Origin of the sequence: Bacillus sp. FSL K6-0994, assembly GCF_038630815.1 — a bacterium.
GTDB lineage: Bacteria > Bacillota > Bacilli > Bacillales > Bacillaceae > Bacillus > Bacillus safensis.
On record NZ_CP152043.1, the window covers coordinates 156,353 to 177,409 of the forward strand.

Here is a 21,057-nt window from a genome sequence, read left to right on the forward strand (position 1 = left end):
AGATGAAGGTCAAATGTACCGTATCCTACGATGGGACACATTTTAAAGGCTATCAGGTGCAGCCAGGGCAGCGAACCGTTCAGACGGAGATAGAGTCAGCCCTTGCAAGAATGCACAAACAGGATGAACTGATTCCGATTGTGGCTTCCGGCCGGACGGACAGCGGTGTCCATGCAAAGGGACAGGTCATCCATTTTGACACCCCGCTCTCGATCCCGATGGAGAGATGGCCTTTTGCCCTTAACAGCTTGCTGCCGGATGATATCCGTGTTCTAAAGGCTGAGGAGGTCGATGACTCGTTTCATGCCAGATTTGGTGTTGTTTCGAAGGAGTACCGTTATAAGGTCTCAACGGAAACACACCAAAATGTGTTCACGAGACAGTATGCCTGCCACTATCCTTACCGGCTGGATATCGATAAAATGAGAGAAGCCGCTGAGCACCTGATTGGGACGCATGACTTTACAAGCTTCTGTGCGGCCAATACGGAGGTTCAGGACAAGGTGAGGGTTATTTATGCCCTTGAGTGGAAAAACGTCTCAGACGGGCTTGAAATGCGTGTGAGAGGGAATGGCTTTTTATACAACATGGTGCGGATTATCGCTGGAACGTTGCTTGAAATCGGTTCTGGTAAATTTCACCCTGAGGAGATAAAAGCTATGCTTGCCGCCCGAAATCGCGAAGCGGCAGGCAAGACTGCGCCTAGTCACGGACTGTATTTATGGGAAGTTTTCTATGACAACTAAACCAGGTGTAACATGTTCTTGACACAGGAAGCAGAAAGTTATAAGATATCATATGGTATGTATTTCAACCCCACAAATAAGCCCCGGAAGACTTATCTTGTGTTTTGAAATAGAACGTAGCATTTGATTCAAGGAAAATTCATTGATTTATTTAGGAGGGAAACTCATGCGTACAACACCAATGGCGAACGCAAGCACAATTGAGCGCAAATGGCTAGTTGTTGATGCGGCAGGCAAGACTCTAGGTCGTCTTTCTACTGAAGTAGCATCACTTTTGCGCGGTAAGCACAAACCAACTTATACACCACACGTTGATACAGGTGATCACGTCATCATCATCAATGCTGAGAAAATTGAATTAACAGGTAAGAAATTGACGGACAAAATTTACTACCGTCACACGATGCACCCAGGCGGTTTGAAACAAAGAACTGCTCTTGAGATGCGTACAAACTACCCTGAGAAAATGTTGGAGCTTGCTATCAAAGGTATGCTTCCAAAGGGTCCACTAGGTCGTCAAATGTTCAAAAAATTAAATGTGTACCGTGGTTCTGAGCATCCACATCAAGCACAACAACCTGAAGTTTACGAACTTCGCGGTTAATTATAAGGGAGGTTAACAATTTGGCACAGGTTCAATATTACGGTACAGGTCGTCGTAAAAGTTCTGTAGCGCGCGTTCGCTTAGTTCCAGGTGAAGGCCGTATCGTCGTTAATAATCGTGAAATTACTGAATACATTCCATTCGCTGCTTTAATCGAAGACGTGAAACAGCCTTTGAACATCACAGAAACAGCTAACAGCTACGATGTTCTTGTAAATGTTCACGGTGGTGGATTCTCTGGTCAAGCTGGAGCAATTCGTCACGGTATCTCTCGTGCTCTTCTAGAAGTAGATCCTGAGTACCGTACATCACTTAAACGTGCTGGACTTCTTACTCGTGACCCTCGTATGAAAGAGCGTAAGAAATACGGTCTTAAAGGCGCACGTAGAGCTCCTCAGTTCTCAAAACGTTAATCAATTTTATATTGTATGGACGTTTTACAAAGGTTTGTTACAGACAAACCTTATAAAAAAAGCATCAGCATCCTGCTGGTGCTTTTTTATTTGTGTTTTTTTCTGTTTGGAAACATATAAAATAGGATCATAGCAAGGTTTCTGTTTAAAAAACGAAGTCTATGGAGGTGTCATATGAATCTAACAACAGAAAGGTGTTTCATTCGATCATTTGCTGAGGATGATTGGCATGATGTTTATGCATATACATCTGATCCGGCGGTGATGAAGTATATTCCGGAAGGTGTTTTTTCTAAAGAAAATGCGAAGGAATTTGTTAAAAATAATCGTCTTAAAAAAGCCAAGAATTTTGCTGTTCTATTAAAAGAAGATCAGATATGCATCGGACATATCGTGTTTCATTCTTACTTTGGTGAGCACACATATGAGATTGGCTGGGTCTTCAATCCTGCCTATCAAAACAAGGGCTATGCATCAGAAGCGGCGTATGCTGTCTTGCATCATGGTTTTCACACACTAAACTTACATCGGATCATTGCCACTTGTCAGCCTGAGAATGTGCCATCGTGGAGAGTGATGGAGAAAATGGGGATGAGGAGAGAGGGGTATTTTAAAAAATGTATACCACAAGGAAATGAGTGGTGGGATGAGTTTTACTATGCCATCTTACAAGAGGAATGGTTCGTGAAGAGGGCTTGATAAGTTTTCATGATATGAAGTAATTCACCATTTCAAATATCACTCCGCTTTCGATGTTGATATAATCAGATCAAATAAGCAGAAGAGGGACTTCGCCATGAGGATCTTTGAAGCATTTCTTATCATTGAGTTTTCCCATTCAAGAAAACCAAGGGTACACACTGCCGCCTAGTTATGTTGTTAAAAAAAGCAGCTGATCAAATCTTATAGAAAAACGGCTGCAATTGGTATTTTGGTAAGTGAAGATAGTTTACGTCCATCCCAGGAGGTGCTTTCATTGAATTTAAATCAATTAACATGTAGAGAAGCCGTGCAAGAAGATCTCGACAGGATCATCTTCATGCTTTCAGATGATAAGTTAGGTCAAAAGAGAGAGCGTTACACTCGCCCGTTATTAGAGAGCTATATCAAAACCTTTCATTCAATTGATGCTGATCCAAATATTGAACTCATTGTTGCGTGTGACCAGGAAGAAGCAATTGGTGTTCTTCAGTTAACCATGACGCCATTTCTTACACATCAAGGGGGATGGAGAGCATCCATCGAAGGAGTTCGTACGGCTTCGAGTCATAGAGGAAAAGGAGTCGGTTCGCTGCTTATAAAGTGGGCTATTCAACGCGCAAGCGACCGCGGCTGTCATATAATTCAACTGACAACAGATAAACAGAGGCCAGAAGCACGCCATTTTTATGAGAAATTAGGATTTGAAGCCACTCATGAAGGAATGAAGCTGCATTTGCCTCATGAATAAGGATATCAAGAAGCGGAGGATTCACGTACCTCTGCCTTTTTTGTGCCTTTATTTGAAATATTTGTTATATTGAATGTGTACATCCTCTGTTATTGAGAAAGGAGAAACATGTTATTCAAAATCGGTCTAATTGTCATATGTGTGGTCATACTTTACGTGGTGGTTCAAGTCTTGCTGTATAAAAGAGATATGAAGAAAACGAAGGAAGATCTTTTGACATTTGTCACAAAAAACAAAAAGGACGTTTCAGTGACAATCATTGAAAATGATGATGTGGTGTTAGAATGGAATGCTGATCAAAAAACGCCACTTGCAAGTACGGTGAAATTAGTGGTTTTATTTCATTTTGTTAAAGCTGTATCGAGCGGCGCCATCAAGCTAGAGGAAAAAGTGGCATTGTCTGATATAGAGCGGTTTTATATTGATAGAACAGACGGTGGTGCGCACGCGTACTGGCTGGAGGTCAATGATTTTTCTGAGCATGCGACTTTATTAGATGTTGCCAAAGGGATGATGCAATTCAGTTCGAATGCTTGTACGGATTATTTGATTGACCGGCTGGGCTTAGAAAAGATCAATGATCAGATGAAACAAGCAGGTCTTACAGAACATGATGAACTCATGCCGCTCACGCCAATGATTTTGTGGTCCGCTTATGTATCTGATCGTCGGCGGAATGCATTCAAGAAAATGAGCGGTGTATCCGAAGAACAATACAAATCTCTAATGAATGAGATTTTTAATATCATGAAAAATGACCCAGAGCATAAAAAGGCGTTAGAAGAAAAAATGAAAAAAAATAACTTATTAGGCTGGCGTATTCAATCATTACTGACGCAAAAGTTGACAAAGTCTACAACCAATCAATATGCACATTTTATGAAACGTCTCCAGGATGAGCTGTTAACAATAGAAGAAAAGAGTCTTTTTAGCCAAATCGTACTGGGAGAAACATTGAAAAAGGAAACAGATCAATATTTTTGGTATAAAGGCGGAGCAACATTGTTTGTTTTCACAGGTGCTTTATATCGAAGAACAGATACATCCTCTATCTCCATCTCTCTTTTTATCAATGATCCGAAAGCGAACAATTCTCATTGGATTGGGGAAGTATTCAACGAATTTATGCTTACTGCAGCAGTGAATCAAAACTTTCGACAACGATTGATTCAGGCATTCACTACATAAACATCAAAAAACATAGGGAAACTTCCCTCTGTTTTATTATTTCTGCATTGGAAACGCTTTGTATACATCTTGGCGTTTCTTTTTTGACTTCACAACTCCATCAACCAGTTCCTTTTGCCAAAGCGCTGTATCGTCTTTGTACTTTTTAAAAGGGTGAGGGAGCTCTTTTTCTAGCTGTTTTCTTTTAAACGTGACGGACGGCTCGTCTTTAGAGCTCATGTTAAGTGTCACTTGCTCTACGTTATCGACCAGAATAAAAAGTGCGATGGCGTTGTATAAATACGTTTTTTCGATCGTATCCTTTTGATCAAACCAGAAGGCGTCAAACTGTTCTTCTGTATAGCCTGCATTTTCTTTTACTCCATACGTGACGTCTAATGCTTTCCCATCGATGATTTCAAATTCACGTATTACGCCTCCAGGAAGATCTGATAAGATTTCACGAATGGCTGAATTGTCACCGAGATACGTGTTTTTGTGTGTTGAAAGTTGTTTTAAGGATATGTCTGCTATTCCTTTCATATCGCTCTTTTTCTCGCTGGCTTGACTGCTGCATGCAGATAGGACGACTGTAAGTAGCAGCAGGATATACATCCATTTCATCATTGATTTTGCCCCTTTATCATTCTTTCTATATGTAAATGTCTATTTTATCACAATTTTCCATTCCGATCGTTCACAGGCCGTCATTTCCATTTACTGAACTGCATGTTTTGTTCAAACCAACGAACAATACAAAGAAAAAAGGAGTTCAGTCCATGGCAGAAGTGCTTTCATTTTATCAACTGAAAACAAAACGAGATGTCACGCTTGAAAAGAAGCTTTTGCGTACATTGTCTCTTCAACAAGTAACGGCTGCTTCCGAGAAATTCACAAAGAAGCTGTTTCCATTTGCAGATGATCCAGCGGGTATTATGAGTGATGGCTGCATCGATTTCGCCATTGAAGCTTTCTTAGCTGGCGGGAGATACGGTGAGTCGAGTAAATACGGCGAATCATTCGACGATATCAAAAAGCGGTCCTTCCAGGAGGAAGCTGAGCTGATTGAAGAGCTGGCAGGATGCTTGCAATCGTGGGGGAATATGTTCCGTATGGAGCGGAAGATGTCATGTTTATATCCATTTGCAAGGGATTTTTTAAGCATGTGGTGGCAGGAAGGCTTTCGTGAATCAGAAAAAAGACACAAGCTTCGGCTGCACTAAGCATATTTCCAGTCCTTGTCCCATATCTATAAAATAATGGTGTATGGGAGGGACAGGGATGAAAAGAAAGCTGAAGTGGACAGGGTTTTTAATTGGGTTTATTGTCCTCTTATTCTTATTCAGGTTTCAATTTCTAAATGATGATTCATGGAAATCGTGGAATTTGCCTCTAAGCGGGAAGATCATCTATTTAGATCCGGGGCACGGCGGTCCAGATGGAGGGGCTGTAGGAGGAGAACTGCTTGAGAAAGAGATTGCACTGGATGTATCCATGAAGATACGTGACTATTTGCAGGAGCAGGGAGCGCTTGTTCTCATGACCCGAGAGGATGATTCTGATTTATCATCAAAGAATACAAGGGGATATGCCCGGAAGAAAGCGGAGGATTTAAGGAACCGCGTCAAAGTCATCAATGAATCTGAAGCGGATCTCTATTTAAGCATTCATTTAAATGCGATACCATCAAACAAATGGAGCGGGGCTCAGACGTTTTTTTACGGAAAGTATGAAGAAAATGAAAAGGCAGCGAAGTTCATTCAAGATGAATTGCGCAGGAATCTTGAAAACACAGATCGAAAGGCGAAGCGGATCAACGGCATTTATTTAATGCAAAATGTCACAAAGCCAGGAGCTCTTGTGGAAATTGGATTTCTCTCCAACCCGAAAGAGGCTGGCCAGCTGGCAACACCTAAATATCAGGATCAAATTGCTGCCTCTATTTATAAAGGGATTTTAAGATATTTAACAGAGCAAAAAGAGCCTCCTGAATAAGGGGCTTTTTCCTTTTGATCGCAGGCAAACAGGACAGACATTGTAAGGATATGTATGATATACTTGGATTGTAAACGAATTCAATAAAGGGTGAGGTTCTGCTATGATCGGACAAGATGATGTGAGAAAACTAGTTGGGAAGATGGACGAACCTTTCCTTCATATACCGCTTGGTGAGCTGGATGCCATCAAGGAAATCAGCCTAAAGCCTGAGAAAGAGCATGTGAGCCTAAAGGTGGCTATTGCCAAAACAGGCACTGCTGAGCAGATGAAGCTGCAGCAAGACATCGTACAAGCCTTGAAAGCAGCAGGCGCTAACACAGTAGGACTTCGTTTTGAGGAACTGCCTCAGGAAACACTTGAAAAGTTTATGCCATCACAAGATGAGGAAGAAACCTTGCTTAACTCTAAAAATCCGCCTGAGTTCTTAGCGATTGCGAGTGGAAAGGGCGGCGTTGGTAAATCGACTGTTTCTGTTAACCTTGCTGTAGCGCTCGCTCGTCTAGGGAAAAAAGTCGGGCTGATTGATGCTGATATTTATGGCTTTAGTGTACCGGATATGATGGGAATCACTGTCAGACCAACAGTTAAAGGGGAAAAAATTATTCCTGTGGAGCGCTTTGGTGTCAAAGTGATTTCAATGGGCTTTTTTGTTGAAGAAAATGCACCGGTTATTTGGAGAGGACCGATGCTTGGAAAAATGTTAAATAACTTCTTCCACGAAGTTGAGTGGGGAGAATTAGATTACTTACTATTAGACCTTCCGCCTGGAACGGGAGATGTGGCGCTTGATATTCATACAATGCTGCCTAGCTGTAAAGAAATCATTGTCACTACACCGCATCCGACGGCTGCCTTCGTTGCAGCAAGAGCAGGCGCAATGGCACTGCAAACAGATCATGAGGTGCTCGGGGTCGTTGAGAATATGAGCTATTATGAAAGCAAAAAAACAGGTGAAAAGGAATACGTCTTTGGAAAAGGCGGCGGGGACAAGCTGGCTGAAGAGCTGCGTGTATCAGTCCTTGGCCAAATTCCTTTAAGACAGCCTGATTGGAATGAGGATGATTTCGCGCCCTCTGTCTATGATGCGAGTCATCCGACAGGAGAAGTGTATCAACACATTGCAAATAAAGTCATTGAACAATTAGCAGTGAAAGCATAATGAAAGCCCGAGTGGATGAATGCCACTCGGGTGATGTTTAACTGTCGCTTCCTTGTGATCCGGATTCACTGCTGCTTTCGGATGCTGCCTTTTTGAGCTCATCTTCGAATTTCTTCTTATAAAGAGGGCTGCTTAATGTTTCCGTAATGACTTTTTCTAAGTGTTTTCTAAACTCTTTGCTTTTTACCAGTTCACCGTATTTCTTTTCCATTTCAGGATCCTTGAGAATATCCATCATCAGCTGTTGATAGTCAGGATCCTTCATTAATTGTTTTAACATTCTTTCATGCTGTTGCTGCATGGATTTTGCGAAAGTCTCGGCAAATTTAGAATCCTCAAAGACCTTCTTCCAGAACTCTTTGCCTTTATCAGAAGTCAGTGTTTTCTCTATCGTTTTTTTCACAGTTTGTTCATCCATTACCAAAGCTTCATTCATTGCCTCGTCATTTAATAACTGTTGAATGGCCTTTTTACCGTCATCTGTCTTTAATATATCGACGACCATTTTTTTTGTTTCGTCATAGTCCATATTAGATGAGGATTGGGTTTTGGGAGCACAAGCTGTTAGAGATAAAAGAAGAAAACAGCTCATTATACGCAAGATGCCTTTTGACATACTGTGGCTCCTTTCGTTACATGTCTTACTTTTAATATGAATGTTTCACGTAAATTTATACATAACAAAAATAGGGGTTGGATCAATTCAATGAAAAGTCGGGATTTAGTTCGTTTTTTCTTCTCTGTGCTAGCTGTTGGAGCGGTCATTACAAGCGTGGTAGGCTTTGCGCTGGAGTGGGGGAAATATCAGAAGCTTTTTATATCGTTTGAAATTCTAGAGATCGCATCTGTGTTGTTTTGGTTCATTGGTGTAGGGATGATCTTTAGTGTCATTAGCCAGATGGGGTTTGTTGTCTTCTTGACGGTGCACCGGTTTGCGTTAGAGATTTTCCGGTCACATTCTTTATGGAATACCATTCAGCTGTTTCTTGTGATTTTTGTGCTGTTTGATTTAGCTTACTTGCGATTTTTGTTTTTCGGGGAGAATGATTCATTTCTTCCATACTTGTGGCTGCCTGTTTTTATCGGTGTGTTTGCATTGATCGTGGCTTATTTTAAACAGCAGCAGTCCTCTAAGAAAACATTTGTTTCTGCAATGTTTCTCATGGTTGTCATCACGTCGTTAGAATGGTTCCCGGCGCTCAGAGTCAATGAAGAGGACTGGCTGTATTTAATGCTGTTCCCGCTATTAGGCTGTAATGCGTTTCAGCTGTTAGCGATGCCGCGGTTTTCAAAAGCGAAAGCTACTTAACTTCTGATGACTTTGTTTTCGTGTTGGAGATCAGTTCGCCAACTGTCACATTTTTTAAATGCTTTTCTTTTATTTGTTTCAAAATAGCTGGTAAGGCTTGAGCGGTTTGGGTTGCTGAATCTGAGGCGTGAAGGAGAACAATGTCTCCGCTTTTCATTCGATCATTTACATTTTGAACAATTTGGTCGACACCCGGATTCAGCCAATCCTGTGAATTGATGCTGTAATGAACAACGGTATAACCGTACTGTGTGGCAATTTTCAGTGCTGTTTCGTTAAACTGTCCAGTTGGCGGTCTTAATAGTTGAATGTCATCTAGTCCAAGCTTTTGAAATGTATTTTGTGCACGGACAAGATCTTGCTTGATTTCACTATCTTCAAGCTGGCTATAATTTTTATAAGCATAGCCGAGGCTTCCAATTTGATGGCCGTCCTCCCTAATTTGTTTCACGATATCAGGATGACGCTCAGCCCAAGAAGCAGACAGAAAGAAAGTGGCGTTCTTTATACCGTACTTTCGAAGGACATTTAAAATAGGAACAGCCTTCTCATCCCCCCAGCCAATATTAAAAGTGAGAGAGACATGTTTTGATGAAGTCTCTCCTTTATAAATGGCTCGGGGTCCATGTTCAGTTTTAAATACCGACAGCGGCGGTGCCTTTTGTACATAAAAAAAGGTTGCAGCTGCAAGGGCTGCTACAAGAATAATGACAACTTGCTTCAGCCGTTTAATAGGCAACACATATAATCGACTCAATTCAAACACTCCTGCCTTGTCCAAGATTGTTACTTGATTGTATGCAGGACAAGGGTTTAAGATGCTTAATAAAACTATTTCAAAAAAAGTTTCGAAAAGGCGTTGACCGATAGAATGTTTTCGTGATATATTATTAATCGTCGCTGACACACAGTGACAAACACAAAACGCTTCGGGAAATAAACTTGAAAAAAGTTGTTGACATAAGATGAAGCGAAATGTTATATTATTAAAGCCGCTAAGAACGGCGGAGATGATCTTTGAAAACTAAACAAGACAAAACGTACCTGTTAATTCGAGTTTTTATAAAAAAATCCTATGAAACTTCATAGGTAGTCAGTCAAACTGGCGAAAAGCAAAACTTCGGTTTTGTACTTTTTCGGAGAGTTTGATCCTGGCTCAGGACGAACGCTGGCGGCGTGCCTAATACATGCAAGTCGAGCGGACAGAAGGGAGCTTGCTCCCGGATGTTAGCGGCGGACGGGTGAGTAACACGTGGGTAACCTGCCTGTAAGACTGGGATAACTCCGGGAAACCGGAGCTAATACCGGATAGTTCCTTGAACCGCATGGTTCAAGGATGAAAGACGGTTTCGGCTGTCACTTACAGATGGACCCGCGGCGCATTAGCTAGTTGGTGGGGTAATGGCTCACCAAGGCGACGATGCGTAGCCGACCTGAGAGGGTGATCGGCCACACTGGGACTGAGACACGGCCCAGACTCCTACGGGAGGCAGCAGTAGGGAATCTTCCGCAATGGACGAAAGTCTGACGGAGCAACGCCGCGTGAGTGATGAAGGTTTTCGGATCGTAAAGCTCTGTTGTTAGGGAAGAACAAGTGCGAGAGTAACTGCTCGCACCTTGACGGTACCTAACCAGAAAGCCACGGCTAACTACGTGCCAGCAGCCGCGGTAATACGTAGGTGGCAAGCGTTGTCCGGAATTATTGGGCGTAAAGGGCTCGCAGGCGGTTTCTTAAGTCTGATGTGAAAGCCCCCGGCTCAACCGGGGAGGGTCATTGGAAACTGGGAAACTTGAGTGCAGAAGAGGAGAGTGGAATTCCACGTGTAGCGGTGAAATGCGTAGAGATGTGGAGGAACACCAGTGGCGAAGGCGACTCTCTGGTCTGTAACTGACGCTGAGGAGCGAAAGCGTGGGGAGCGAACAGGATTAGATACCCTGGTAGTCCACGCCGTAAACGATGAGTGCTAAGTGTTAGGGGGTTTCCGCCCCTTAGTGCTGCAGCTAACGCATTAAGCACTCCGCCTGGGGAGTACGGTCGCAAGACTGAAACTCAAAGGAATTGACGGGGGCCCGCACAAGCGGTGGAGCATGTGGTTTAATTCGAAGCAACGCGAAGAACCTTACCAGGTCTTGACATCCTCTGACAACCCTAGAGATAGGGCTTTCCCTTCGGGGACAGAGTGACAGGTGGTGCATGGTTGTCGTCAGCTCGTGTCGTGAGATGTTGGGTTAAGTCCCGCAACGAGCGCAACCCTTGATCTTAGTTGCCAGCATTCAGTTGGGCACTCTAAGGTGACTGCCGGTGACAAACCGGAGGAAGGTGGGGATGACGTCAAATCATCATGCCCCTTATGACCTGGGCTACACACGTGCTACAATGGACAGAACAAAGGGCTGCAAGACCGCAAGGTTTAGCCAATCCCATAAATCTGTTCTCAGTTCGGATCGCAGTCTGCAACTCGACTGCGTGAAGCTGGAATCGCTAGTAATCGCGGATCAGCATGCCGCGGTGAATACGTTCCCGGGCCTTGTACACACCGCCCGTCACACCACGAGAGTTTGCAACACCCGAAGTCGGTGAGGTAACCTTTATGGAGCCAGCCGCCGAAGGTGGGGCAGATGATTGGGGTGAAGTCGTAACAAGGTAGCCGTATCGGAAGGTGCGGCTGGATCACCTCCTTTCTAAGGATATATGGAGCAGCGTACGTTTTCGTCTTGTTTAGTTTTGAAGGATCATTCCTTCAAAACATGTCTCTAGCGAGACAGGATTGTTCTTTGAAAACTAGATAACAATAAGTAATACATTCACATTGAATGCAATGCAAAGTTCATCACACATAGTGATTCTTTCTAAAGTAAGAAATGGTTAAGTTAGAAAGGGCGCACGGTGGATGCCTTGGCACTAGGAGCCGATGAAGGACGGGACGAACACCGATATGCTTCGGGGAGCTGTAAGCAAGCTTTGATCCGGAGATTTCCGAATGGGGAAACCCACTGCTCGTAATGGAGTAGTATCCATACTTGAATACATAGAGTATGAGAAGGCATACCCGGGGAACTGAAACATCTAAGTACCCGGAGGAAGAGAAAGCAAATGCGATTCCCTGAGTAGCGGCGAGCGAAACGGGAACAGCCCAAACCAAGAGGCTTGCCTCTTGGGGTTGTAGGACACTCTATACGGAGTTACAAAGGAATGATATAAGCGAAGAGGTCTGGAAAGGCCCGCCAAAGAAGGTAACAGCCCTGTAACTGAAATGTCGTTCTCTCCAGAGTGGATCCTGAGTACGGCGGAACACGTGAAATTCCGTCGGAATCCGGGAGGACCATCTCCCAAGGCTAAATACTCCCTAGTGACCGATAGTGAACCAGTACCGTGAGGGAAAGGTGAAAAGCACCCCGGAAGGGGAGTGAAATAGATCCTGAAACCGTGTGCCTACAAGTAGTCAGAGCCCGTTAACGGGTGATGGCGTGCCTTTTGTAGAATGAACCGGCGAGTTACGATCCCGTGCAAGGTTAAGCAGAAGATGCGGAGCCGCAGCGAAAGCGAGTCTGAATAGGGCGCATGAGTACGTGGTCGTAGACCCGAAACCAGGTGATCTACCCATGTCCAGGGTGAAGTTCAGGTAACACTGAATGGAGGCCCGAACCCACGCACGTTGAAAAGTGCGGGGATGAGGTGTGGGTAGGGGTGAAATGCCAATCGAACCTGGAGATAGCTGGTTCTCTCCGAAATAGCTTTAGGGCTAGCCTCAAGGTAAGAGTCTCGGAGGTAGAGCACTGATTGGACTAGGGGCCCCTACCGGGTTACCGAATTCAGTCAAACTCCGAATGCCGATGACTTATCCTTGGGAGTCAGACTGCGAGTGATAAGATCCGTAGTCGAAAGGGAAACAGCCCAGACCGCCAGCTAAGGTCCCAAAGTATACGTTAAGTGGAAAAGGATGTGGAGTTGCTTAGACAACCAGGATGTTGGCTTAGAAGCAGCCACCATTTAAAGAGTGCGTAATAGCTCACTGGTCGAGTGACTCTGCGCCGAAAATGTACCGGGGCTAAACGTATCACCGAAGCTGCGGACTGTTCTTACGAACAGTGGTAGGAGAGCGTTCTAAGGGCTGTGAAGCCAGACCGGAAGGACTGGTGGAGCGCTTAGAAGTGAGAATGCCGGTATGAGTAGCGAAAGACGGGTGAGAATCCCGTCCACCGAATGCCTAAGGTTTCCTGAGGAAGGCTCGTCCGCTCAGGGTTAGTCGGGACCTAAGCCGAGGCCGAAAGGCGTAGGCGATGGACAACAGGTTGATATTCCTGTACCACCTCCTCACCATTTGAGCAATGGGGGGACGCAGGAGGATAGGGTAAGCGCGGTATTGGATATCCGCGTCCAAGCAGTTAGGCTGGGAAATAGGCAAATCCGTTTCCCGTAAAGGCTGAGCTGTGATGGCGAGCGAAATTTAGTAGCGAAGTTCCTGATTCCACACTGCCAAGAAAAGCCTCTAGCGAGGTGAGAGGTGCCCGTACCGCAAACCGACACAGGTAGGCGAGGAGAGAATCCTAAGGTGATCGAGAGAACTCTCGTTAAGGAACTCGGCAAAATGACCCCGTAACTTCGGGAGAAGGGGTGCTTCTTAGGGTGTTAAAGCCCCGAGAAGCCGCAGTGAATAGGCCCAGGCGACTGTTTAGCAAAAACACAGGTCTCTGCGAAGCCGTAAGGCGAAGTATAGGGGCTGACGCCTGCCCGGTGCTGGAAGGTTAAGAGGAGCGCTTAGCGTAAGCGAAGGTGCGAATTGAAGCCCCAGTAAACGGCGGCCGTAACTATAACGGTCCTAAGGTAGCGAAATTCCTTGTCGGGTAAGTTCCGACCCGCACGAAAGGCGCAACGATCTGGGCACTGTCTCAACGAGAGACTCGGTGAAATTATAGTACCTGTGAAGATGCAGGTTACCCGCGACAGGACGGAAAGACCCCGTGGAGCTTTACTGCAGCCTGATATTGAATGTTGGTACAGCTTGTACAGGATAGGTAGGAGCCTTGGAAACCGGAGCGCTAGCTTCGGTGGAGGCATCGGTGGGATACTACCCTGGCTGTATTGACCTTCTAACCCGCTGCCCTTATCGGGCAGGGAGACAGTGTCAGGTGGGCAGTTTGACTGGGGCGGTCGCCTCCTAAAATGTAACGGAGGCGCCCAAAGGTTCCCTCAGAATGGTTGGAAATCATTCGCAGAGTGTAAAGGCACAAGGGAGCTTGACTGCGAGACCTACAAGTCGAGCAGGGACGAAAGTCGGGCTTAGTGATCCGGTGGTTCCGCATGGAAGGGCCATCGCTCAACGGATAAAAGCTACCCCGGGGATAACAGGCTTATCTCCCCCAAGAGTCCACATCGACGGGGAGGTTTGGCACCTCGATGTCGGCTCATCGCATCCTGGGGCTGTAGTCGGTCCCAAGGGTTGGGCTGTTCGCCCATTAAAGCGGTACGCGAGCTGGGTTCAGAACGTCGTGAGACAGTTCGGTCCCTATCCGTCGCGGGCGCAGGAAATTTGAGAGGAGCTGTCCTTAGTACGAGAGGACCGGGATGGACGCACCGCTGGTGTACCAGTTGTTCTGCCAAGGGCATCGCTGGGTAGCTATGTGCGGACGGGATAAGTGCTGAAAGCATCTAAGCATGAAGCCCCCCTCAAGATGAGATTTCCCATTCCGCAAGGAAGTAAGATCCCTGAAAGATGATCAGGTTGATAGGTCTGAGGTGGAAGCGTGGTGACACGTGGAGCTGACAGATACTAATAGATCGAGGACTTAACCTATATTCTAATGTGAAGCATGAACATTGTTATCTAGTTTTGAGAGAACATTCTCTCCATCAGGTTTGGTGGCGATAGCGAAGAGGTCACACCCGTTCCCATACCGAACACGGAAGTTAAGCTCTTCAGCGCCGATGGTAGTTGGGGGTTTCCCCCTGTGAGAGTAGGACGCCGCCAAGCTTTTTGTTTATATCCTTCCAATGGAAGAAGTTACTTTATCATTCCGCAGTAGCTCAGTGGTAGAGCTATCGGCTGTTAACCGATCGGTCGTAGGTTCGAGTCCTACCTGCGGAGCCATGCTTCCATAGCTCAGTAGGTAGAGCACTTCCATGGTAAGGAAGAGGTCAGCGGTTCGAGCCCGCTTGGAAGCTTACCTCTATATGTTGATATGACAAGGTTTCTCGATGATGAGAAGGCTTTTTTTGTTTGTTTACATATATATTAAATTGCTCGATGATCAATAGACTGATGACTTTAAGAAAGCGAATAAAACGGCTTGCACAGCATTGTTGCATCGCTTTTTTACTTATCTCCTTCTTATTGTTCTTGATTCTTCAGTCTCTTTCTTTTATTCTTACTAAAGTGCTATCCTCTATATCAAAAGACTCTGTACGTTCCTCTTTTCCCCCGAAAGTGAAGTATCGTTTGTTTTTCCTTTCTTCATCTCCAGGTATAGTTGATCTTCTTTTTCCATGTACGGAATGTATATAAAAAGGAGTAGATGGTTTGAAAGATTTATTTGTAAAGCAAGAATGGTTTGGACATGTACGTCAGGACGTTCTTGCGGGTATATTAGTCGCACTGGCTTTAATTCCTGAAGCCATTGCGTTTTCGATTATTGCGGGCGTTGATCCGAAAGTCGGGTTGTATGCATCGTTTTGTATTGCGATTGTGATTTCGTTTGTTGGTGGACGCCCAGGCATGATTTCGGCTGCAACAGGGGCTATGGCTCTCGTCATGGTTCACTTGGTTGCTGATCATGGGTTGCAATATTTGTTTGCAGCTACGATTTTGACGGGTTTGATTCAAATTGTGTTCGGATTGTGCCGAGTATCTCGTTTGATGAAATTTATTCCGAGGTCCGTCATGGTTGGCTTTGTCAATGCGTTGGCTATTATGATCTTCATGGCTCAGCTTCCACATTTCGTTGGGGAATCATTAGCCATGTATATGATGACAGGTGGTGCCCTGCTGATCATTTATTTATTGCCTATGGTGATAAAGGTGATACCTTCCCCACTCATTGCCATTATTGTAATGACGATATTGGCTGTATTTGGACATATTGATGTTAGAACAGTTGGAGATATGGGAGAGCTTCCTAGTTCTTTGCCTGTTTTTCTGATTCCTCAAGTTCCGTTTAGCTGGGAAACACTTGCTATCATTTTTCCTTATTCTTTAGCACTTGCGATGGTTGGTTTACTTGAGTCTCTTTTAACCGCACAGATTGTCGATGATATGACAGAGACGTCTAGTAATAAGAACAAGGAAGCGAGAGGTCAAGGGATTGCCAATGTGGTTGCGGGATTCTTTGGCGGTATGGCTGGTTGTGCGATGATTGGCCAATCTGTGATTAATACGAAGGCAGGAGGACGAGGCCGGCTTTCTACCTTTGTAGCGGGTGCTTTTTTAATGGTGCTGATTTTTGTACTAGGTGATGTCGTGGTTCAAATTCCGATGGCTGCTCTTGTGGCTGTGATGTTCATGGTTTCCATTGGCACATTTGATTGGAGTTCCTTTCAGCAGCTAAAAAAGAATCCGAAAACAGATTCTATTGTGATGGTTGTCACGGTCGTGACGGTGGTGTTGACTCATGATTTATCAAAAGGCGTTTTTGCAGGTGTACTGCTTAGTGCGGTATTCTTTGTCGCAAAGATATCGAAGCTTCATATTACGTCTAAAGAAAGCCAGGCAGGTACTTGGGAATATCGAGTTAAAGGACAAATTTTCTTTGCTTCTGTCACTGACTTGATCCAAGCTTTCCATCAGGGGAAAGAACTCCAATCTGTTGTGATTGATTTGTCTGAAGCACGTATATGGGATGAATCAGGTGTATCAGCGATAGAACGTATAAAGGAAAGGTATCAAGCAAATGGCGTCCAGGTGGACGTAGTTGGAATGGATACATCAAGTCAAAAGCTTATGAAACAGGTGAGTGGTTCTTAAAAAGGCCTTTCTGTCTGTTACAATAGAAAAGGTAAGAAAGTGAAGGGATGGAGGTGGCCGGCATGCTTGTGCGTTTGAATCAAGTACTCGGCCGGATGATGCCGCTCATTACACCTTTTAGTGTGTTACTCGGTGTTTTATTGGCGGCCTATTTAAAGGATTTTACGTTTTTGGTGCCATGGGTTTTTGCTGTTATGACCTTTGCAGGGAGTTTGTCTTCTACTTTTTCGGCTTTAAAGCATACAGTGATGCACCCATTGCCTTTGATTTTATCGTTTATGATTTTGCACGTGTTGATGCCTCTTTATGCTTGGTCAGCGGGACATCTCATATTTGCGGGTGATGCTATGACGATCACCGGTTTGACACTTGCAATGGTGATTCCCACAGGAGTTTCTAGTTTAATATGGGCGGCAATGTATAAGGGGAATGTTGGGTTAACGTTATCCATTATTTTAATTGATACATTGCTTTCGCCATTGATAGTGCCAGCCAGTTTGTCACTTTTGGCCGGTACACAGGTTCATATGGACATGGTGGCGATCATGAAAGGGCTGTTTGGGATGGTGGTGCTTCCATCTATTTTAGGGATGCTCGTTCGTCACTATGCAAAGCCTGCTGTGACGAAAATGATCAGTCAGACACTGTCACCTTTTTCAAAAATAGGCTTGTTTGTAGTGGTGTCGATTAACAGTTCTGTTGTTGCACCATACTTGCGTGAACTGGATGCCGTATTTTTTAGCAAGGCAGCGACTGTGTTTCTCATTGCGATGAGCGGATATGCGTTTGCATGGTTGATTGGAAAGACGATGAAATGTACTCAAGGAGAGATTGTGGCCATCGTGTATACGGGCGGTATGAGAAACATTAGTGCGGGGGCTGTGCTTGCCATTAGCTTTTTCCCGCCTGCTGTCGCTGTTCCTGTGGTGATTGGCATGCTGTTTCAGCAAGTGCTTGCTGCCTTGTTTGGTTTCTTACTCAATCGTTTTGAGCTGAAAGCACCTGCTGTGACCAAATCTTTCTCATGAAAAAACCTCCATCCTTTGATAGATGGAGGTTTTTTCTGTGATCTTAATAGATGAGATATTTTTTTCGTTTCTTTTCGAATGTTTTGAGTTCGTGATGATATCGTTTCATCATATGTTTGACGGAAGTTCCTTTATTGATTTCTTCTTTCATCCAGCCATTCCCGATGAGTTTGTCAAAGCTGCCTGTTTGAAGGAACTCAAAGTCATTAGGGTATAAATCATGTATTGCTTTGATGATGGATAACCCCGTTTTCACCGCTTCGAAGGATGAGCGGTCTGTGACATATAACTGCACACCATGAGATAGTGTACCGGCATGTTTAGAAAATGTGGGGGTGAATGACACAGGTCTAAATTGAACGCCTTTTAGTTTTAGCTGATTTAAATGATCTGCCAGCTCGCTGCTATTGATATATGGTGCACCAATGAGCTCGAATGGTTTTGTCGTTCCTCTGCCTTCAGAGACATTTGTGCCTTCAATTAATCCTGTGGCAGGATATACAAAGGTACTATCCACTGTTGGCATGTTAGGAGAAGGAAGGACGAACGGCAGCTTTGTATCATCGAATGTCATGGACCGCTTCCAATTTTTCATTTTGATGACTGTTACATCAGCATTGATATGAAACTCTTTGTTAAACAGTTTTGCAAGCTCACCAGTAGTCATTCCATGTCTTAATGGGATGGGATAGAGCCCTACAAATGAGGCGTGTTCAGGCTCTAAAACAGGTCCTTCTACTTTTAGTCCGCCAATGGGATTTGGGCGGTCTAGGACAACAAAGGGAATGTTGTTTTCTTTAGCGGCTTCCATCGCATAGGCCATCGTGTAAATATAGGTGTAATAACGAGTACCAACGTCTTGAATATCAAACAGCAGGACATCTACATTTTTCAGCATTTCAGGAGTTGGTTTTCTTGTTTTTCCATAAAGAGAGTAAACAGGAAGCCCTGTTTTTTCATCGGTATAGGATTCGACGCCTTCTCCTGCTTGTGCATCGCCGCGTACGCCGTGTTCAGGTCCATATAAAGCAGTGAGCTTGATATTTGGATGTTCAAATAGGAGATCGACACTGCTTTTCATATTTGCATCGATGCCAGTCGGGTTTGTAATGAGACCAACTCTTTTCCCTTTTAGCCATGAAAGATTGCTTGAGAGTAGTGTTTCGATCCCTGTTTTGACTGATGCTTTTTTCCCTTTTGTGACTGTTCGTTCTTCTGCGGGAGAGGCAGCGGTCAATGTGCTCATCATGAGAAAGCTTGCGAGTATGAAACTGACTGTTTTCTTCAAGAGAATCCCTCCTATTTGATCTGTTTCCCTTTCAAGTTGAGGCCATAGCCGAATGGGTAAAGGGTTTGATTTGGATGAGTGACAGATGGGATATCAACTGGCAGTTTCCCTTTAGGTGATGCAGCTCCAAATATCACTTCTAGTCCAGCAGGAATATTTGGCTGATTGAATTGTCCGTTTGAGTAGCCTTTAAAACCGTACACAGCTAGTAAGGCATCGGCTTCTTCAAAATTTGCCGCATCATAAGGATTTCTAAGACTCATGATGACCATTTTTTTGTTTTGTGCTGCTGCTTCTTTCATGACAGCACGAGGAAAGGCGGTTGCCCATTTTTTCGGATCCTGGACATTGTCATCAATTACGCCATCATTCACTGCTGGATCATTTTGGACAACGTAAGAGCCAGTGATGACATAGTCAGCTTCTTGAATCAGTTTGGCCGAGTCTTTGGTGAACGTTTTATCCGCAAAAGCATATGACTGGATGCGTACAGGCTTAATCTTTTTTTGTTTCATGAGAGATTCGACTGTGACAGACATTGCTTTTGTCTGATCTTCGTAAGGTGCCATGACCACGATTTTGTCATTCTTTTTAGGCTTGAAAGGTAAGGTTTTTTTGTTGTTTTTAAGCAGGGTGATCCCTTCACGTGCCATTTTTTGTTCTGCTTTAAGGTGCGACTTTTTCCCAACGACTTTAGTGGCTTTTTTGATTTTTTTCTCAAGATTGATTGGTTTTTTGGAGGAAATAATGCCGCGTTTGATTTTCAATTGAAGAATTTTTTCGACAGATTCGTTGATCTGCGACATCGGAATCTCTTTCTTTAAAATCGCTTGTTTGACAGCATTGAATACATTCTCTAGGTTTTTCTCTGTTTTTAATGAGGTGACTGGTGCTGGCATGAGAGCGATGTCGACGCCTGCTTTAATGGCCATCACGACGGCTTCTTCCTGTCCGAAATTATCTGCAATCGCTTTCATATTTAGAGCGTCTGTCACAACAACACCTTGAAAGCCCATCTCTTCTTTTAATAAGTGTGTGATGACTTTTTTTGATAAGGTTGCTGGAACCATGATGTCCTCGCCATCTTTTTTGCTTCGATACGTTGTGTCATCAATGGCAGGAAATTGCACATGAGCGGTCATGACCATATCTGCACCAGCATTGATCGCTTGTTGGAACGGATACAGCTCAACCTTTTTTAAACGATCTAGGTCATGCTCTACGAGCGGCAAGCCGTAGTGACTATCAACGGCTGTATCACCATGTCCCGGGAAATGTTTTAGTGTGGAAATGGTCTTTTCCTTTTGAAGTCCTTTCATGGTTTGAAGGCCAAGTCTAGAGACAAGAGCAGGATCAGAGCTAAAGGAACGGACACCAATGACAGGGTTGTTTGGGTTATTATTCACATCAAGCACAGGAGAGAAGTTTGTATTGATGCCTAAGGCGTTTAATTCTTTTCCGATGATTTTTCCTGTGTCATATGCATTTTTTTTGCTTCTAGAGGCACCAATCGACATATTTCCTGGGAAATGTGTTCCCTTTTGTAACCTTGTGACGATTCCGCCTTCTTGATCAATGGAAATGAGTAAAGGAATGTTTGGTGATGCTTTTTGAAATTCATGGGTTAGTTTCACGGTTTGTTTTGTATCAACGACATTCTCGGCAAATAAGATGACACCGCCTAGATGATATTTTTCTACAAGATGAGATACTTCGTTATTCATCTTTGTGAAGCCTGTAGGTGCGGATTCATCTTTTGTTTGCCAGTTGCGAAAGTCCGGCATGAGCATTTGACCTATCTTTTCATCCAGTGACATGTCTTGAACCATTTGTTTAGCGGTTGGCAGAGAGGCAGAGCTAACCTTTTCCGTTGGAATGGAAGAGGTTAGCAGGGCTAAAACCAGTGCAGCGGGGAAGAGAGCTTTCAACATCGAATT

General features: G+C 44.3%; 17 protein-coding genes, 2 tRNA genes and 3 rRNA genes. 17 read left to right on the forward strand and 5 right to left on the reverse strand.

Translation table 11 applies throughout. The features are described from left to right. Nucleotides 1-2 precede the first annotated feature (2 nt). The 6 genes from truA (at nt 3) to MHB69_RS00925 (ending at nt 4,401) form a co-directional block, all read left to right on the forward strand. Nucleotides 3-746, forward strand: a complete 744-nt coding sequence (truA, locus tag MHB69_RS00900) for a tRNA pseudouridine(38-40) synthase TruA (protein WP_034283879.1) — start codon at nt 3-5, stop codon at nt 744-746. Nucleotides 747-912: 166 nt separating this feature from the next. Then, complete coding sequence (rplM, locus tag MHB69_RS00905; protein WP_003217042.1) at nt 913-1,350, forward strand: 50S ribosomal protein L13; 438 nt, start codon at nt 913-915, stop codon at nt 1,348-1,350. Between the two features lie 20 nt (nt 1,351-1,370). Continuing rightward, on the forward strand, nt 1,371-1,763 hold the full coding sequence (gene rpsI, locus MHB69_RS00910; RefSeq protein WP_039175996.1) for a 30S ribosomal protein S9: 393 nt from the start codon (nt 1,371-1,373) through the stop codon (nt 1,761-1,763). A 174-nt stretch (nt 1,764-1,937) separates the two neighbouring features. Continuing rightward, nucleotides 1,938-2,462 (forward strand): GNAT family N-acetyltransferase, encoded by a 525-nt coding sequence (locus MHB69_RS00915; protein WP_034283874.1) that lies wholly within the window; start codon nt 1,938-1,940, stop codon nt 2,460-2,462. A 277-nt stretch (nt 2,463-2,739) separates the two neighbouring features. Then, nucleotides 2,740-3,213, forward strand: a complete 474-nt coding sequence (locus tag MHB69_RS00920; protein WP_342495891.1) for a GNAT family N-acetyltransferase — start codon at nt 2,740-2,742, stop codon at nt 3,211-3,213. Nucleotides 3,214-3,321: 108 nt separating this feature from the next. Beyond that, nucleotides 3,322-4,401, forward strand: coding sequence for a serine hydrolase (locus MHB69_RS00925; RefSeq protein WP_342495892.1), 1,080 nt, complete (start codon nt 3,322-3,324; stop codon nt 4,399-4,401). Nucleotides 4,402-4,437: 36 nt separating this feature from the next. Here the strand turns inward: MHB69_RS00925 and MHB69_RS00930 are convergent, their stop codons facing one another. Further along, a complete protein-coding gene (locus tag MHB69_RS00930; protein WP_342495893.1) occupies nt 4,438-5,007 on the reverse strand; it encodes a DUF4825 domain-containing protein in 570 nt (189 codons plus the stop codon). Between the two features lie 152 nt (nt 5,008-5,159). Here MHB69_RS00930 and MHB69_RS00935 point away from each other — a divergent pair, with 152 nt between their 5' ends. The 3 genes from MHB69_RS00935 to MHB69_RS00945 all read left to right on the forward strand — a co-directional run bounded on the left by MHB69_RS00935 (nt 5,160) and on the right by MHB69_RS00945 (nt 7,537). After that, entirely contained in the window at nt 5,160-5,603 is a 444-nt protein-coding gene (locus MHB69_RS00935; protein WP_342495894.1) for a DUF2521 family protein, read from the forward strand. 58 nt (nt 5,604-5,661) lie between these two features. Continuing rightward, nucleotides 5,662-6,375 (forward strand): N-acetylmuramoyl-L-alanine amidase CwlD, encoded by a 714-nt coding sequence (gene cwlD / locus MHB69_RS00940; protein ID WP_034283867.1) that lies wholly within the window; start codon nt 5,662-5,664, stop codon nt 6,373-6,375. 103 nt (nt 6,376-6,478) lie between these two features. Next, nucleotides 6,479-7,537 carry an Mrp/NBP35 family ATP-binding protein gene (locus MHB69_RS00945; RefSeq protein WP_024425873.1) on the forward strand — a complete coding sequence of 353 codons (1,059 nt, stop codon included), beginning with the start codon at nt 6,479-6,481 and terminating at the stop codon, nt 7,535-7,537. A gap of 37 nt (nt 7,538-7,574) precedes the next feature. Here the strand turns inward: MHB69_RS00945 and gerD are convergent, their stop codons facing one another. Continuing rightward, the gene (gerD, locus tag MHB69_RS00950; RefSeq protein ID WP_065215438.1) at nt 7,575-8,153 is read right to left on the reverse strand and encodes a spore germination lipoprotein GerD; all 579 of its coding nucleotides are present in this window, start codon (nt 8,151-8,153) and stop codon (nt 7,575-7,577) included. Between the two features lie 90 nt (nt 8,154-8,243). On the opposite strand from gerD, the gene MHB69_RS00955 reads away from it, so the two are divergent. Then, nucleotides 8,244-8,846, forward strand: a complete 603-nt coding sequence (locus MHB69_RS00955; protein ID WP_034283864.1) for a KinB-signaling pathway activation protein — start codon at nt 8,244-8,246, stop codon at nt 8,844-8,846. Here the strand turns inward: MHB69_RS00955 and pdaB are convergent. Then, nucleotides 8,839-9,603, reverse strand: coding sequence for a polysaccharide deacetylase family sporulation protein PdaB (gene pdaB, locus MHB69_RS00960; protein WP_342495895.1), 765 nt, complete (start codon nt 9,601-9,603; stop codon nt 8,839-8,841). The two genes, MHB69_RS00955 and pdaB, sit on opposite strands and share 8 nt — an antisense overlap. Nucleotides 9,604-9,979: 376 nt before the next feature. Between pdaB and MHB69_RS00965 the strand changes: the two genes are divergently transcribed. The 7 genes from MHB69_RS00965 (at nt 9,980) to MHB69_RS00995 (ending at nt 17,832) form a co-directional block, all read left to right on the forward strand. Further along, nucleotides 9,980-11,528: ribosomal RNA gene (locus MHB69_RS00965) — 16S ribosomal RNA — on the forward strand. 182 nt (nt 11,529-11,710) lie between these two features. Continuing rightward, a 23S ribosomal RNA gene (locus MHB69_RS00970) occupies nt 11,711-14,641 on the forward strand. Between the two features lie 61 nt (nt 14,642-14,702). Then, a 5S ribosomal RNA gene (gene rrf, locus MHB69_RS00975) occupies nt 14,703-14,818 on the forward strand. Together the 16S, 23S and 5S rRNA genes with 2 tRNA genes alongside form the textbook arrangement of a ribosomal RNA operon. 42 nt (nt 14,819-14,860) lie before the next feature. Further along, nucleotides 14,861-14,935, forward strand: a tRNA-Asn gene (locus MHB69_RS00980). 1 nt (nt 14,936) lies between these two features. After that, a tRNA-Thr gene (locus MHB69_RS00985) sits at nt 14,937-15,009 on the forward strand. A 355-nt stretch (nt 15,010-15,364) separates the two neighbouring features. After that, nucleotides 15,365-16,804, forward strand: a complete 1,440-nt coding sequence (locus tag MHB69_RS00990) for a SulP family inorganic anion transporter (protein WP_034283931.1) — start codon at nt 15,365-15,367, stop codon at nt 16,802-16,804. Between the two features lie 62 nt (nt 16,805-16,866). Then, entirely contained in the window at nt 16,867-17,832 is a 966-nt protein-coding gene (locus MHB69_RS00995; RefSeq protein ID WP_251232570.1) for a bile acid:sodium symporter family protein, read from the forward strand. Nucleotides 17,833-17,875: 43 nt separating this feature from the next. Here the strand turns inward: MHB69_RS00995 and MHB69_RS01000 are convergent, their stop codons facing one another. Both MHB69_RS01000 and MHB69_RS01005 read right to left on the reverse strand, forming a co-directional pair. Continuing rightward, nucleotides 17,876-19,120, reverse strand: coding sequence for a DUF1343 domain-containing protein (locus tag MHB69_RS01000; RefSeq protein WP_342495896.1), 1,245 nt, complete (start codon nt 19,118-19,120; stop codon nt 17,876-17,878). Between the two features lie 11 nt (nt 19,121-19,131). After that, nucleotides 19,132-21,051, reverse strand: coding sequence for a glycoside hydrolase family 3 protein (locus tag MHB69_RS01005; protein ID WP_081123887.1), 1,920 nt, complete (start codon nt 21,049-21,051; stop codon nt 19,132-19,134). Nucleotides 21,052-21,057: the final 6 nt, after the last annotated feature.

Coding starts and splice junctions, on each gene's coding strand:
- truA (WP_034283879.1), top strand. CDS start 3: ATGAAGGTCAAATGTACCGTATCCTACGATGGGACACATTTTAAAGGC.
- rplM (WP_003217042.1), top strand. CDS start 913: ATGCGTACAACACCAATGGCGAACGCAAGCACAATTGAGCGCAAATGG.
- MHB69_RS00925 (WP_342495892.1), top strand. CDS start 3,322: ATGTTATTCAAAATCGGTCTAATTGTCATATGTGTGGTCATACTTTAC.
- MHB69_RS01005 (WP_081123887.1), bottom strand. CDS start 21,051: ATGTTGAAAGCTCTCTTCCCCGCTGCACTGGTTTTAGCCCTGCTAACC.
- cwlD (WP_034283867.1), top strand. CDS start 5,662: ATGAAAAGAAAGCTGAAGTGGACAGGGTTTTTAATTGGGTTTATTGTC.
- MHB69_RS00935 (WP_342495894.1), top strand. CDS start 5,160: ATGGCAGAAGTGCTTTCATTTTATCAACTGAAAACAAAACGAGATGTC.
- MHB69_RS00915 (WP_034283874.1), top strand. CDS start 1,938: ATGAATCTAACAACAGAAAGGTGTTTCATTCGATCATTTGCTGAGGAT.
- MHB69_RS00995 (WP_251232570.1), top strand. CDS start 16,867: ATGCTTGTGCGTTTGAATCAAGTACTCGGCCGGATGATGCCGCTCATT.
- gerD (WP_065215438.1), bottom strand. CDS start 8,153: ATGTCAAAAGGCATCTTGCGTATAATGAGCTGTTTTCTTCTTTTATCT.
- MHB69_RS00930 (WP_342495893.1), bottom strand. CDS start 5,007: ATGATGAAATGGATGTATATCCTGCTGCTACTTACAGTCGTCCTATCT.
- MHB69_RS00945 (WP_024425873.1), top strand. CDS start 6,479: ATGATCGGACAAGATGATGTGAGAAAACTAGTTGGGAAGATGGACGAA.
- MHB69_RS00955 (WP_034283864.1), top strand. CDS start 8,244: ATGAAAAGTCGGGATTTAGTTCGTTTTTTCTTCTCTGTGCTAGCTGTT.